The sequence below is a fragment of the Mycobacterium sp. NGS57 genome (assembly GCF_059812405.1).
Genome location: NZ_JCALCP010000019.1, coordinates 1 through 13,770, shown reverse-complemented (window position 1 = coordinate 13,770; position 13,770 = coordinate 1). Strand labels below are relative to the sequence as shown.

General features: G+C 75.3%; 10 protein-coding genes and 1 pseudogene. 5 read left to right on the top strand and 6 right to left on the bottom strand.

The features are described from left to right. The first annotated feature begins 19 nt into the window (after window positions 1-19). Window positions 20-505 carry an Rrf2 family transcriptional regulator gene (locus AC5Y43_RS24215; RefSeq protein ID WP_499976938.1) on the top strand — a complete coding sequence of 162 codons (486 nt, stop codon included), beginning with the start codon at window positions 20-22 and terminating at the stop codon, window positions 503-505. A 128-nt stretch (window positions 506-633) separates the two neighbouring features. On the opposite strand, the pseudogene AC5Y43_RS24210 reads toward AC5Y43_RS24215, so the two are convergent. From AC5Y43_RS24210 to AC5Y43_RS24200, 3 genes and pseudogenes are all read right to left on the bottom strand, one after another. After that, window positions 634-759, bottom strand: a pseudogene (locus AC5Y43_RS24210) (VOC family protein); the annotation flags it as partial. Between the two features lie 6 nt (window positions 760-765). Continuing rightward, window positions 766-1,155 (bottom strand): VOC family protein, encoded by a 390-nt coding sequence (locus AC5Y43_RS24205; RefSeq protein WP_499976935.1) that lies wholly within the window; start codon window positions 1,153-1,155, stop codon window positions 766-768. A 118-nt stretch (window positions 1,156-1,273) separates the two neighbouring features. Continuing rightward, window positions 1,274-1,687 (bottom strand): VOC family protein, encoded by a 414-nt coding sequence (locus tag AC5Y43_RS24200; RefSeq protein ID WP_499976931.1) that lies wholly within the window; start codon window positions 1,685-1,687, stop codon window positions 1,274-1,276. A gap of 39 nt (window positions 1,688-1,726) precedes the next feature. Between AC5Y43_RS24200 and AC5Y43_RS24195 the strand changes: the two genes are divergently transcribed. Next, complete coding sequence (locus AC5Y43_RS24195) at window positions 1,727-2,599, top strand: LLM class flavin-dependent oxidoreductase (RefSeq protein WP_499977000.1); 873 nt, start codon at window positions 1,727-1,729, stop codon at window positions 2,597-2,599. Here AC5Y43_RS24195 and AC5Y43_RS24190 read toward each other — a convergent pair. Then, on the bottom strand, window positions 2,596-4,269 hold the full coding sequence (locus tag AC5Y43_RS24190; RefSeq protein WP_499976929.1) for an NAD-binding protein: 1,674 nt from the start codon (window positions 4,267-4,269) through the stop codon (window positions 2,596-2,598). The genes AC5Y43_RS24195 and AC5Y43_RS24190 overlap by 4 nt on opposite strands. A 4-nt stretch (window positions 4,270-4,273) precedes the next feature. After that, window positions 4,274-4,645, bottom strand: a complete 372-nt coding sequence (locus AC5Y43_RS24185; RefSeq protein ID WP_499976926.1) for a nuclear transport factor 2 family protein — start codon at window positions 4,643-4,645, stop codon at window positions 4,274-4,276. Here AC5Y43_RS24185 and AC5Y43_RS24180 point away from each other — a divergent pair. Together AC5Y43_RS24180 and AC5Y43_RS24175 are read left to right on the top strand one after the other, a co-directional pair. After that, a complete protein-coding gene (locus tag AC5Y43_RS24180; protein ID WP_499976923.1) occupies window positions 4,639-5,232 on the top strand; it encodes an NUDIX domain-containing protein in 594 nt (197 codons plus the stop codon). The genes AC5Y43_RS24185 and AC5Y43_RS24180 overlap by 7 nt on opposite strands. A gap of 31 nt (window positions 5,233-5,263) precedes the next feature. After that, the gene (locus tag AC5Y43_RS24175) at window positions 5,264-6,073 is read left to right on the top strand and encodes an SDR family NAD(P)-dependent oxidoreductase (protein ID WP_499976921.1); all 810 of its coding nucleotides are present in this window, start codon (window positions 5,264-5,266) and stop codon (window positions 6,071-6,073) included. Here the strand turns inward: AC5Y43_RS24175 and AC5Y43_RS24170 are convergent, their stop codons facing one another. Beyond that, on the bottom strand, window positions 6,074-12,358 hold the full coding sequence (locus tag AC5Y43_RS24170) for a PE family protein (protein ID WP_499976918.1): 6,285 nt from the start codon (window positions 12,356-12,358) through the stop codon (window positions 6,074-6,076). Window positions 12,359-12,892: 534 nt separating this feature from the next. Here AC5Y43_RS24170 and AC5Y43_RS24165 point away from each other — a divergent pair. Continuing rightward, window positions 12,893-13,639 (top strand): alpha/beta fold hydrolase, encoded by a 747-nt coding sequence (locus AC5Y43_RS24165; protein ID WP_499976913.1) that lies wholly within the window; start codon window positions 12,893-12,895, stop codon window positions 13,637-13,639. The last annotated feature ends 131 nt before the right edge of the window (window positions 13,640-13,770 follow it).

The following is a 13,770-nucleotide window of genomic DNA, read 5'->3' as shown; positions in this document are numbered from 1 at the left end:
TGGGTGGCACAATCCTCACATGCGGATGTCGGCCAAAGCGGAGTACGCGGTGCGGGCGATGGTCCAGCTGGCCACGGCCGCCAGCGGCACGCTGGTGACCACCGACGAACTGGCCCAGGCGCAGGGCATACCGCCGCAATTTCTCGTCGACATCCTCACCAACCTGCGCACCGATCGCCTGGTGCGCAGCCATCGCGGCCGCGAGGGCGGCTACGAACTGGCCCGGCCGGCAAACGAGATCAGCATCGCCGACGTCCTGCGCTGCATCGACGGCCCGCTGGCCAGCGTCCGCGACATCGGGCTCGGTGATTTGCCGTATTCCGGGCCCACCGCGCCGCTGGCCGACGTGTGGCGGGCGCTGCGGGCCAGCATGCGCTCGGTCCTGGAGGAAACCAGCGTGGCCGACGTCGCGGCCGGTGATCTGCCCAAGCACGTCGCGCAGTTCGCCGACGACTATCGCGACCAGGAGCATGTGCGGCACGGCTCACCGCGCGGCGGGAACTAGCGAGCGCCCGCACCCCTCCCCGCGAGCGCCCGCACCCCTCCCCGCGAGCGCCCGTGTTTGTACGGTGACACGCCGTGCGGACCGGCATTTTGCGGACGCTCGCGCGGCTCGCCGCCGAATCATGTCGAATGGGCTGTGGCGGCGTCTAATTCGGCCTTGGTGGACAGCCGGAACGCGACGTGGTCGAGGCCGACGCGGTCCTCGTCGAGGCCGTCGGAGGCGACCGGCCGCAGCCCCAGCAGCGTGCCGCCGAGGACGAATTAGCCGCCGGAGTCGTACGGCCGCGTCAGGATCTCCATGGCGTGCCCGGACGGGTCCAGGAAGTACACGCCGCGTCCGCCGTCCCGGCGGTTGATCTCGCCCGGCCGCTGTTGACGGGGGTCCGCCCAGTGCGGCAGGCCGCGCGCGGTGATCTTGCCGTAAATGGCGTCGAAGTCGTCCTCGGAAACCAGAAATGCGTAGTGCTGGCGCCGGATCTCCTGGCCCTCGGGCGCGTCGGCGTAGTCGAGGGTGGCGCCGTGCTCGAGCGTGACGGCCATGAAGCGCCCGGCCGCCGTCGGCTCGGCCAGCCCGAACAGTTCAGCGAGGAATTCCGCGGACTCGCGCTTGTCGCGCGCGGCGACAATGGTGTGGTTGAAAGCGATCGCCATGGTTACTGTCTACGCCCCCGCACCCCTCCCCGCGAGCGCCCGTGTTTGTACGGTGACACGCCGCGCGGCCCGGCATTTTGCGGACGCTCGAGCCTTGGCGGCGGCCAAACAAGAGCCCCTACTTCGGCGCCGTCAGCTCCAACGCGATGTTGTCCGGGTCGCGGAACTCCAGGATGTACGACGGCCCGATGTCTTTGACGGGTTCGTGCTCGACGCCGATCTCGTCGAGATGGGCTGTGGCGGCGTCTAATTCGGCCTTGGTGGACAGCCGGAAGGCGATGTGGTCGAGGCCGACGCGGTCCTCGTCGAAGCGGTCGGTGGCGACCGGCCGCAGCCCCAGCAGCGTGCCGCCGAGGTCGTAGATGACGCCGCCGAACAAAAAGCCGTACTGGTTGCGCACGGCCTCACTGGCGTTCTCGGGGACCTCCAGCAGCACCGGCCAACCGAAGACGCTCTCGTAAAACCGCCGGGATCGCTCGATGTCGGTGACGGTCAACCGGACGTGCGCGATCGAAGTGCTGGTGAAACCCATCCACCCCATGGTGCCAGAATCCCCTCTGTGCGAATAGCGATGACGATGCCGGTGATGGAGCCCGACCTGGACGCGACGGTGCTGGAGACGTGGGCGCGCGCCATCGACGAGGGCCCGTTCTCGTCGCTGTGCTGGGGCGAGCGCATCACGTTCGACAACCCTGACAACCTGACGCTGCTCGGCGCGCTGGCCGCGTGGACCAAGCGGGTGCGGCTGGTGACGACGGTGATCGTGCCGCAGCTGCACCACCCCGTCATGCTGGCGAAGGCCCTGGCCACCGGCGACCTGCTCTGCGGTGGGCGCCTCGGCGTCGGTGTCGGCGTCGGCGGCCGCCACGAGGACTATCACGCCGTCGGCGCCGACCTCGCGACCCAGACGATCCGCGGCATGGCCGAGCGCGTGGCGGTCATGAAGCGGGTGTGGGCCGGGGAAAAGCTCACCGAGTCGGTGCTGCCGGTCGGGCCGCCGCCGGTGCAGCCCGGTGGGCCGCCGCTGCTGGTCGGCAGCATCGGGCCCAAGACCATCCGCAGCGCGGCGGCCTGGGCCGACGGGCTGGCCGGCACCACCCTGGACCTCGACGTCGCCAAGCAGGGCGAGCTGTTCGACGTGGCGCGTCAGGCGTGGGCGGAGGCCAACCGGCCCGCGCCGCACCTGGCGACGTCGTTCTGGTTCGCCCTCGGGGACCAGGCCCGCGCCCAGATGCACCGCCACCTGCGCCGCTACATGAACTGGATCCCGGCCGAGTACGTCGACGCGATGGCGCCCGCGACCGGCTTCGCCGGCAGCGAGGACGAGCTGCTGGCGGTGCTGCGCAAGTTCGAGGCAATCGGCACCGACGAGGTGCAGCTCATCACGACGAGCTCGGACCTCGACCAGGTGCGCCGCGCCGCCGACGTCGCAACGAACATCTAGACCGGCGGCTGCCCCTTGCGCAGCGTCGCCAGCAGCTCCCGGTACGGCCCGACGAGGTAGACGGTGTCGCCCGCGCGCAGCCGGGCGTCGCGCCGCGGGTGCAGCTGGTCGGCCGCGTCCCGGCGGGTGATCGCGATGACGCGGGTCTGCGTGGACAGCTCGAACATCCGCAGCCCGTCGAGCTCGCTGCCGGCCGCGACGTGCATCCCGCCGACCATGAACGAGCGCTGCCCCACCCAGAACGTCCCCAGCACCTGCAGGCCCATCGCGGCCCCGATGAACCACGGCGCGGCCAATTCCACTGTGGAGCGGACGTTTTCGAAACCGAACCGCTGCGCCACTGCGGCGCCGAGCGCGCGGTCGAAGATGCGCAGCACGATCGGCACGTCGGGCCGCACGACCTCGGGCATCACCCGCGGGCCCAGCATCTCGCGCAGCACGATCCCGGTTTCGATGTTGACCATGTCGTCCTGGGTCAGCACCGCCACCGCGCGGGCGCGGTCGACGCGGGCGGCCTCCAGGGTCTTGCGCAGCGTGGCGTCGCCGAAGATCACCGGCACCTCGAGGTCGGCCGCCGTCGACAGGAAGCGGTTGTTCTCGTCGCGCTCGACGACGGCGACGTCGTAGCCGGCGGCGGTCAGGTCGCCGACGACGCGGATGCCGAACGAGCCCAGCCCGACGACCACGACGTGGTCGCGCAGGTGGCGCGCGCGGCGCAGCCCCGCCGAGTGCACGAAGCGGCGTGACAGCAGCAGGTCGGCGAGGAACGCGACCAGCAGCGCGGTGATCGTGATCCCGGTGAACATCATTGCGACGCCGAACAATCGGAGCCAGGGGGCTTGTTGGGCGAAGCCGAACTCGCCGTAGCCCACCGTCGTGATCGTCTCGCAGGTGAAGTACAGCGCGTCGATCCACGACAGCCGGGGGCGATACGACAGGCGCACCACGACCGTCGACCCGAGGATCAGGGTCAGCCCGATCATCAACGAGGGGAACAACATCGGGTTGACGTCGTCGCGGAAGGCGCGCGCGGCGTCGAGGATGCGCCGTGGCCAGGAGTGGTGCGAGCGCGTCGCGGTCGGACGGGGAACCTCGATGCCGCGGGCGCCCAGTTCGTCCTCGGTGCCGATCATCGACGTGCAGTCCCCGGCGTGCACCGGCAGGTCGCGCCCCGGGCACGCCACGACCGCGCCCGGGGCGGGGGAGTGCTCGCCGTGGGTCACCGCGACCGGCACCAGGTCGCCGTAGATCTCGCGGAGCGTTCCGTCGCGGGGTGCCTCGGCGTCGGAGACGACGAACTTGATGCCGGCCGCCTCGAACGGGTGCGTGTGGTGGGCCAGGCACGCCTCGACGACCGAGGGCGCCGCGAGATCGGCGACGTCCAGGATCGCGCCGGGCCCGTTGTCGTCGGCCACCGCCTCGCGCAGCACGTCGTTGGCCAGCCGCGCCACCACCCGCACGTCGGGGCTGGCTTTCCTTGCCAGCAAGGCGATTTCGAGGTTGGCCGCGTCGTCGTCCCCGGCGCAGACGACGGCGCCCGCGCGGGTGAGGTCGGCGTGGGCCAGCTCGTGCGGCTCGAGCTCGACGATGCTGGCGCCGGCGTTCTTCAGCTCCTCGGCGATCGTCGTCGCCAGGGCGTCGTCACCGCTGACGATGATCTGGCGTCGCACCCGACTACAGCACCCGGACGTCGGAAGGCGACCAGAACGCCCGCATCGACGTGATCCTGGCTTCCTCGTCGAACGTCATCGTCGAGATGGGCGAGATCCGGGTGCGGGTGTCGTCGGCGTCCAGCGTCAGGTGCCAGAAGAACGCCGCCTCGCCGGTTCCGACCCGCAACTCGGCGAGCTCGGTCTCCTTCTTGGCGTCCTGGAACGCCGCGTAGAACTCGTGGATCGCGTCGTGGCCGCGCCGCAGCTCGGATCCGATCGGGTCCTCGACGGTGGCGTCCTCGGCGTACAGCGTGACGATGTCGTCGGCCTTGCCGTCGGCGACGAGCGTGAGATAGCGGTTGACCGTATTGGCGATCGCTTCGTGGGATGGCATGGCTTGGGACGCTACTCCTGCTCGCGGTGCTGGCCCGCGATACTGGCTGCGTGCCTTTCATCGAATGCGTGGCGTCCCGCGAGGTCTACCGAAACCGGTGGCTGGTGGTGCGCGAGGACGACATCCGCCGCCCGGACGGCAGCCCGGGCATTTACGCCGTGGTCGACAAGCCGACCTACGCGCTGGTGATCCCGTACGACGGGCACCGCTTCCGGTTGGTCGAGCAGTACCGGTATCCCCTCGGCGCGCGGCGCTGGGAGTTCCCGCAGGGCAGCGCGCCAGATTTGGCCGAGGCCGAGCCGCAGCAGCTGGCCGAGCGCGAGTTGCGCGAGGAAACGGGGTTGCGCGCCACGACGTTCGAGGCGCTCGGCCTGCTCGACGTGGCCGCCGGGATGAGCAGCCAGCGCGGCTGGGCGTTCCTGGCCACCGGCATCGTCGAGGGCGAGACGGACCGCGAGCACGAGGAGCAGGACATGCGCAGCGCGTGGTTCGCGCGCGACGAGGTCGAGGAGATGATGCGCACCGGGATCCTCGTCGACGCCCAGTCGATCGCCGCCTACGGCCTGTTCCTGTTGCGCGAGCGATGAATTCCGGCGCGCGGGCCCTATATTGAGCGCCATGACACTGGACCCCTCAAGCGTTCTGCTGACCGACCGCGTCGCGGTGGTCACCGGCGGCGGCGCGGGCATCGGGCGCGGGATCGCGGCCGGGCTGAAGGCCTTCGGCGCGAGGGTCGCGATCTGGGAGCGCGACCCCGACTCGTGCGCGTCGGCCGCTTCCGAGATCGGCGCGCTGGGCATCCCGGCGGACGTGCGCGATGCCGCCGCGGTGGACGCCGCGCTGGCGCAGACGTCCGCCGAACTCGGCACGGTGACGATCCTTGTCAACAACGCCGGCGGGGTGTTCTGGTCGGGAATTCTCGACACCACCGAAAACGGTTGGGACGCACTGTATAAGTCGAACCTGCGCCACGTGTACCTGTGCACGCAGCGGGTGGCCCGAATCCTTGTCGAACAAGAGCTGCCGGGCAGCGTCATCAGCGTCACCTCGATCGAGGGCGTGCGCGCCGCGCCCGGGTACGCGACCTACGCGGCGGCCAAGGCCGGCGTCATCAACTACACCAAGACCGCGGCGCTCGAGCTTGCGCCACACGGCATCCGGGTCAACGCCCTGGCGCCCGACATCACCATGACCGAAGGCATTCGGCGGATGGCGCCGCCGGGCGCCGAGGAGCGCATCGGCTGCACCGTCCCGATGGGACGCGCGGGACACGTCGACGAAATGGCCGGCGCGGCAGTGTTTCTCGCCTCCGACATGTCCAGCTACATCACCGGGCAGACGATCCACGTCGACGGCGGCACGCACGCCGCGAGCGGCTGGTATCACCACCCGGAGACCGGCGCCTACGCGCTGGGGCCGAGCAGCTAACTAGGGCGAGCCGGCCCCGCCGCCGCCGCCACCGCCGCCGTCGCCGCCGACGCCACCCGTGGCGCCGGACGGGCCGCTGCCGGACGTGCCCGTTACACCGCCCTGGCCCGCGGTGCCGGAGCCGGCGCTGGAGCCGACGCCCCCGGTACCGCCCGTGCCACCCGTACCGCCGGTGCCGCCCGAGCCGCCGCTGACGGCGCCGTCGCCGCCCGTGCCGCCCTGGCCGCCCTGGCCACCCTGGCCGCCGGTGCCGGCCTGGCCCGCGGTGTTGGAACCCCCGGTGCCGCCGGTGCCGCCCTGGCCGCCCTGGGCGCCGGTGCCGCCGGAGATGCCGGCGGCCACGCCGCTGGCGCCGGTGCCGCCCTGGCCGCCGGCACCACCCTGACCGGCCATGCCGACATTGTCACCGCCGGTGGTGGTGCCGCCGCCGGTGCCGCCCTGGCCGCCCTGGCCGCCGACTCCCGCGGCGCCCACGTTGCCGCCGCTGCCGCCCGTTCCCGCGACACCGCCGGTGCCGCCCTGGCCGCCGTCGCCGCCGGTGCCGCCATTACCGGCGTCGTTGGTGCCGTCGTCGGTGTAGCCGGTGCCACCCTGGCCGCCGACGCCGCCCTGCCCGCCCGCGCCACCGCTGCCGTTGGTGGCGCCGGAGACGGCGGTTCCGCCCGCGCCGCCGGCGCCGCCCTGGCCGCCGTGGCCGCCGTCGGCGCTGATACCGCCGGCCGGGCCGGTGCCGCCCATGCCCCCGGCGCCGCCCTGGCCGCCCCCTCCGCCGCTCCTGGCGTGATCGCCGCCGACGGTGGCGCCGCCGCCCGCACCGGCGGCACCGCCGGTGCCGCCGTCGCCGCCGACGCCCGCGACGCCGCCGGTTCCACCGGTCCCGCTCGCGCCGCCTTGCCCGCCTTGGCCTCCCGCCCCGCCGTGACCGCCGAACCCGGCGTCGTTGGTGCCGTCGTCGGTGTAGCCGGCGGCGCCCTCGCCGCCTTGCCCGCCTTGCCCGCCGTGTCCGCCGGTGCCGTTGATGGCGCCGGAGACCAGCGCGGCGCCGCCGGCGCCGCCCTCTCCGCCTTGGCCGCCGTCGCCGCCGAACCCACCGACGCCGCCGGCCGCGCTGGCGCCGCCGACGCCGCCCTGCCCGCCCTGCCCGCCCTGGCCCCCCGCACCGGCGGTGTCACCCGACGCGGCGGCCGAACCGCCCAGGCCGCCCTGCCCGCCCTGGCCGCCCGGGCCGCCGGACGAAATCAACCCGAAGGTCGGCGAGTTGCCGCCGATGCCGGACGCGCCGCCGGCGCCGCCCAGTCCGCCGTCGCCACCTTGACCGCCGGCGCCGGCGTCGTTGCTGGCGTCGTCGGCGAAGCCGGCGCCACCTTGGCCACCCTGGCCACCGCCGCCGCCGATGCCGCCGTGGCCGTGAATCGCGCCGGCGAGGGCGCTGCCGCCCGTGCCGCCGGTGCCGCCGAGCCCGCCGGCCCCGCCCGCACCCGCGGCGACGCCCGCCGGGCCGGCGCCACCGGCGCCGCCCTGACCGCCGAAGCCGCCGAAGCCCCCGTCGCCGGCCGTGCCACCGACGAGGATCGCGGTACCGCCCTGGCCACCCTGACCGCCGGTGCCACCCTGGCCGCCGGCGCCCGCGTGTCCGCCGGTGCCGCCGGTGCCCACGTCACCGCCGGCGCCGCCCTGGCCGCCGCCCCCGCCGGTACCACCCATCAGGGCGTTGTTGCTGCCGGTTTGGTCGGGCGGGGTACCGCCCATGCCGCCGGCGCCGCCCTGCCCGCCCTGGCCGCCGCTGCCGTTGGTGGAACCGGCGAAGGCCTGCCCACCGGCGCCGCCCTGTCCGCCGCCACCGCCGAACCCACCGAAGGCGGGTTGGTTGTACTGGTTGTTGATGCCGTTGCCGCCGAGTCCGCCCCGCCCGCCGATGCCGCCGGCCCCGCCGTCGCCGGCGGCCCCTCCGGCGCCGCCGGTGCCGACCGCCCCGCCCTGGCCCCCTTGTCCGCCGGTGCCGCCGCCGCCGCCGAAGCCGGCATCGCCGGTGCCGTCGTCGTTGTAGCCGTCGGCGCCGGTGCCGCCGACACCGCCTTGGCCGCCGTTCCCGCCGCCGCCGTTAGTTCCTCCGGTGACGGTATTGCCGCCGGTGCCGCCCTGCCCGCCGGCGCCGCCGTTGCCGCCGTAGCCGCCGTAGCTGGAGGAGGCGTCGCTGTTACCCGTGCCGCCCTGGCCGCCCTGGCCGCCTTGACCGCCCGCGCCGGCCGTGTGATCGGCGGCTGCGGCGCTACCGCCTTGCCCGCCCTGCCCGCCCTGGCCGCCGGTGCCGCTCTGGCTGGCGTAGGGGGAGGCGCTGCCGCCGGTGCCGGGTAGGCCGCTCAGGCCGCCCTGGCCGCCGGCGCCACCGGCTCCGCCGGAGGTGGCGTCGTTGCTGCCGTCGTCGGTGTAGCCGTCGCCGCCCTGGCCGCCGGTGCCGCCCTGCCCGCCGTTGCCGCCGACGCCGCTGGTGGCCCCGGTGACGGCGTTACCGCCGGTGCCGCCGTCACCGCCCATGCCGCCTTGGCCGCCGTCCGAGCCGGTTTGGCCGGCGGTGGCGCTGAACCCGGCACCGCCCTGGCCGCCCTGGCCGCCGGTGCCGCCGTAGCCGCCGCTGTGCCCGGCAAAGCTGGTGACGCCACCTTGACCGCCGTGACCGCCGGTGCCCCCGACGCCGGCGGCGCCCGTCTGCCCGCCCGTGCCGCCGATCCCGGTCGCGCCGCCCTGGCCGCCGGTGCCGCCCTGCCCGCCGGACCCGCCGAACCCGCCGAGGAGCCCAGGGTTGGCGCCGTCGTCGGGGGCGCCGACGCCGCCGGTGCCGCCGGTGCCGCCCTGCCCGCCCTGCCCGCCGCTGCCGTTGGTGGCGGTGGCGACCAGCGCGTCGCCACCGAAGCCGCCGGTGCCGCCGTCGCCGCCGTAGCCCGCCGCGCCGCCATAGCCGTCGACACCGGCGCCGCCCTGGCCGCCCTGCCCGCCCTGGCCGCCGAGGCCGGCGGTGTGGCCGCCGATATCGGTGGTGCCGCCGGTGCCGCCGGTTCCACCCTGGCCACCCAGGCCGCCCTGGCCCGCATAGCCGGTGCCGCCCTGGCCTCCGGCGCCGGGTGCGCCGCCGACCCCGCCCGTTCCCCCGAGGCCGCCGGCGCCGCCCGAGCCGGCGTCGTCGGCCCCGGTGTCGGCGAAGCCGGTGCCGCCCTGGCCGCCCTGGCCGCCCTCGCCGGCCGCGCCGCCAAGTCCGTTGGTGCCGGCGGCAATCGAGTCGCCGCCGGTCCCGCCGGCGCCGCCCTGGCCGCCCTGGCCGCCCGCGTAGCCGTTGCCTCCGGCGGTGACAGCGTCGGCGCCGGCGCCGCCCTGGCCGCCGGTCCCGCCGGCGCCGCCGAAGCCGGCGACGCCATTCGCGGTGTTGTTGGCGCCGCCGGTGCCGCCCCGGCCGCCGGTGCCACCGGTGCCCGCGGTGCCCGCCGCGCCGCCCGTGCCGCCGGCGCCGGCCGCGCCGCCGGCCCCGCCGGTGCCGCCGATGCCGCCGTCGAAGCCGCTGCCCGCGTCGTCGGTGCCGTCGTCGGTGTAGCCGGTGCCGCCCTGGCCGCCGGTGCCGCCCTGGCCGCCGGCCCCACCGTCGCCGTTGGCGGCACCCGCCGAGGCGTCGCCGCCGGCGCCGCCGGCGCCGCCCTGGCCGCCGCCACCGCCCTGAGCGGCGTAATACAGGGCCGGCCCGTCGCCGCCCTGGCCGCCTTGTCCGCCCTGGCCGCCCGACCCCCCTTGGCCGGCCGTGTGACCGGCCCCGCTGGCGGCACCGCCCGCACCGCCGTCGCCGGCCTGGCCGCCCTGGCCGCCCCGGCTGCCGCCGCCGCTGAAGACCTGGCCGCCGGTGCCGGGCGCGCCGCCGGCGCCGCCCTGACCACCGGCCCCGCCGCCGCCGCCCGCGCCGGCGTCGTCGGTCCCGTCGTCGGCGTAGCCGCCGCCACCCTGTCCGCCCTGGCCGCCGGTGCCGCCCGTGCCGCCGAAGCCGTTGGTTCCGCTGCTCGTGGCGGTGCCGCCGCCACCGCCCGCGCCGCCCTGGCCGCCCTGGCCGCCGCTGGAGCTGGCGGTGCCGGCGGGCCCGGTGACACCCTGTCCGCCCTGTCCGCCTGCGCCGCCCTGGCCGCCGGTGCCGGCGGCCGTGCCGTACTGGGGGGCCGTGCCGCCTTGGCCGCCCTGCCCGCCTTGGCCGCCCGCGCCGCCGGCGCCGGCCGCGCCGCCGGTGCCGCCGGAACCGGCCGCGCCACCCTGCCCGCCCCCGCCGCCGCTGCCACCGTCGCCGCCGTAACCGGCGTGGGTGGCGGCCCCGGCGTAGGCGCCGCCCTGGGCCCCCTGGCCGCCCTGGCCGCCGGTGCCACCGATGCCACCGCTGCCGTTGGTCCCGCCATTGCCCGCGCCGCCCTGGCCGCCCTGGCCGCCGCCGGCGCCGTTCCCGCCCATGGCGCCGATTTGGCCGTCGGCGGCCGTCGCGCTCGCGTCGAGACCCGCGCCCCCGGTGCCGCCCTGGCCGCCCTGACCACCGGTGCCCGCACTGCCGTCGTGGCCGCCGCTACCGCCGGAGCCGACCGACCCACCCAAGCCGGCCCCGCCGCCGGTGCCACCGACACCGCCGGCGGATGCGTTGTTGGTGCCGGCATCGGCGTAGCCGGTGCCACCCTGGCCACCGACGCCGCCGTCACCGCCGGTGCCACCGCTGCCGTTGGTCCCGCCGTTGCCGGCGCCGCCCTGCCCGCCCTGACCGCCGTCGCCGCCCTGGGTGCCCTGGCCGCCGGTCTGGGTGGACAAGGGTGCGGTGGCCCCCTGGGCGCCCGCCCCGCCGGTGCCACCGGTGCCGCCCCGGCCGCCGGCGCCCGACGGGCCCTGGGTGCCGCCGGCGCCACCGGTTCCGGCCGCGCCGCCCAGGCCCGCGCCGCCACCCGTGCCGCCGGTGCCTCCGGCGGTGGCGGGGTTGGTGCCGTCGTCGGCGTAGCCGATGCCGCCCTGGCCGCCGCCGCCGCCCTGGCCGCCCTGCCCGCCGGAGCCGTTGACGCCGCCGTTGCCGGCACCGCCCGCCCCGCCCTGTCCGCCGGCGCCGCCCTGGCCGCCCTGGCCGCCGGCTTGGCCCGGCCCCGCGGAGATCGCCCCTTGCGCGCCGGCGCCGCCCTGTCCGCCCTGACCGCCCGCCCCGCCGCCACCTGCGCCGCCGGCGTGCCCGGCCGTGCCGATGAACCCGGCCGAACCGCCGGCCCCGCCGATCCCGGCGGCGCCGCCGTCGCCGCCGAACCCGCCGGCGCCGCCCGCACCGAGGCTCACGCCGGTGGTGCCGGTCCCGCCGGTGCCGCCCGTGCCGCCTTGCCCGCCCAGGCCGCCGGCCCCACCCGCGCCGCCGGTGCCCATCAACCCGCCCGCGCCCAGCAGCCCCGGGTCGGCGCCGCCCGCGCCGCCGGCTCCGCCGGCGCCGCCGGCAAATCCGCTGCTGCCCACCGCGCCCGCGGCGGCCGTTGCGGTGCTGGACGCACCGGTCCCGCCGGCCCCGCCGGCGCCGCCCGCGCCCCCGGACCAGCCCATCAGCGCCCGATCCGCACCGCCGGTGCCGCCGGCGCCGCCGGCGCCACCGACACCCGTCGTGGAGGCCGCGCCCGCGCCGCCGGCCCCGCCGGCGCCGCCGTTGCCGCCGAACAGCCCGCCCGCGCCGCCGGCCCCGCCGGCGCCGCCGTTCCCGCCGGACACCGTGGCGCCGCCGCCGGCGCCGCCCGCCCCGCCCTGGCCCAACAGCCCGGCGCTGCCGCCGTTGCCGCCAGCCTGCCCGGGCGCGCCCGAGCCGCCGTTGCCGCCGTTGCCGGACAGCCATCCGCCGGGCCCGCCGGCCTGCCCGGTGCCCGCCGCACCGTTGGTGCCGTCGCCGATCAGCGGGCGCCCGGTCAGCAGCCGGCTGGGTGCGTTGATGACGCCCAGCACGTCGTTTTCTATCGTCTGCAGCGGCGAGGCATTGGCCGCCTCGGCAAATGCGTACGCTCCCGCGCCGCCGGACAATGCCTGCGCGAATTGATCGTGGTAGGCCTTCAGTTGCGCGCTGAGTGCCTGATATTGCTGGGCGTGATTGCCGAACAACGCGGCGATGGCGGCCGACACCTCGTCGCCGGCCGCCACCATAATTTGCGTCGTCGGCGCCGCGGCGGCCGCATTGGCCGCCTGGATAGCCGAACTTATCCCCGTCAGATTCGTTGAAGCTGCGGCCAAAGCCTCCGGCGTGGCGAACACAAACGACGACATGGCTGCTCCCAATAGTCGACGGCGACGTGCAGGGAACACTATTTGGTAAGGCGGTCAAATTACTAGTATCTGGGCGAAATCCTCGGCCGCGTATTTCTCAACGTGCGTGGCCGCCGTTGACGAAACGTCATACGGCAGTGGTTATTACAGGGGCGATGACGTCGTGCGGCAACAGACGACGCGTTAAGTCGACCCCGGCCTGAATTTGCACTTTGCATTCAAAAGTCGAACATTTCTTGATCACTCGACGCTCGGCTTCTAAGCAATACTTGTGGACTTGGGGTTGCGGCCGAAACGAGGCTTTACGAATCGTTTTATGGTTTTTCGCGTACCTGCGCACGGCGCCGGACGCGTGGATACGGACAAAAGTGCGTCGTATTCGGCCAACAATGGCATCGCGGCGGCGAGTCGTTCGGCGATCCGGCACCGGCCACAACATGACGCCGGCGCCGGGGGATCGCCGGACGAATCCACGTGCCCGGGGCGGTAGCCGTCTACAGTTCCCTTCATTTCCCCGTATATAAGGAGGGCGCGATGACGATCGTGCTGGTGCACGGCAATCCCGAGAGCGATGCGATCTGGGGCCCGCTGGTCGACGCCCTCGGGCGCGACGACGTGGTGCGGCTGTCGCCGCCGGGGTTCGGCGCACCGCTGCCCGACGACTTCCCCGCCACCTACCTCGCCTACCGCGACTGGCTCGAGGCCGAGCTGGAAAAGATCGACGGCCCGATCGACCTCGTCGGCCACGACTGGGGCGGCGGGCACGTCGTCAATGCGGTGATGCACCGTCCCGAACTGGTGCGCAGCTGGGTCAGCGACGTCCTGGGGATCTTCGACCCCGACTACGTCTGGCACGACCTGGCCCAGGTGTGGCAGACGCCGGACGCCGGGGAGGAGCTCGTCGACACCATGATGGGCGGGTCGGTGGAGGACTGGGTGGCGCAGGTGGGGCCGATGGGCATGCCCGCCGACGTCGCGGCCGCCATTGCCCAGGCGCACGGCCCGGAGATGGGCCGCGCCATCCTCGCGGTCTACCGATCGGCGACCCAGCCGGCGATGGCCGAGGCCGGTCGCGCGCTGGAAAACGCGGCGGCCCGCCCGGGGATGTCCATATTCGCCACCGAGGACACCTACGTCGGTTCAACCGAGAGCCGGCACCGCGCGGCCAAACGGGCCGGGGCGCGCACGGAAGTGCTTGAGGGACTGGGGCATTGGTGGATGGTGCAGGATCCGGCCGCGGGCGCCGCCGTCCTCACCCGGTTCTGGGATTCTCTGGGCTGAGATCGCATAGTCAGCGTTCGATCGAGCACCATGGCGCGGCGCATGATGAGGGCGGCTCGCCGCGCTGAAGGCTGTTGAGCAGTCGGCGGGGGCTCCGTTGTCAGATGATGACGGCAGATCCTCGGCGCGGG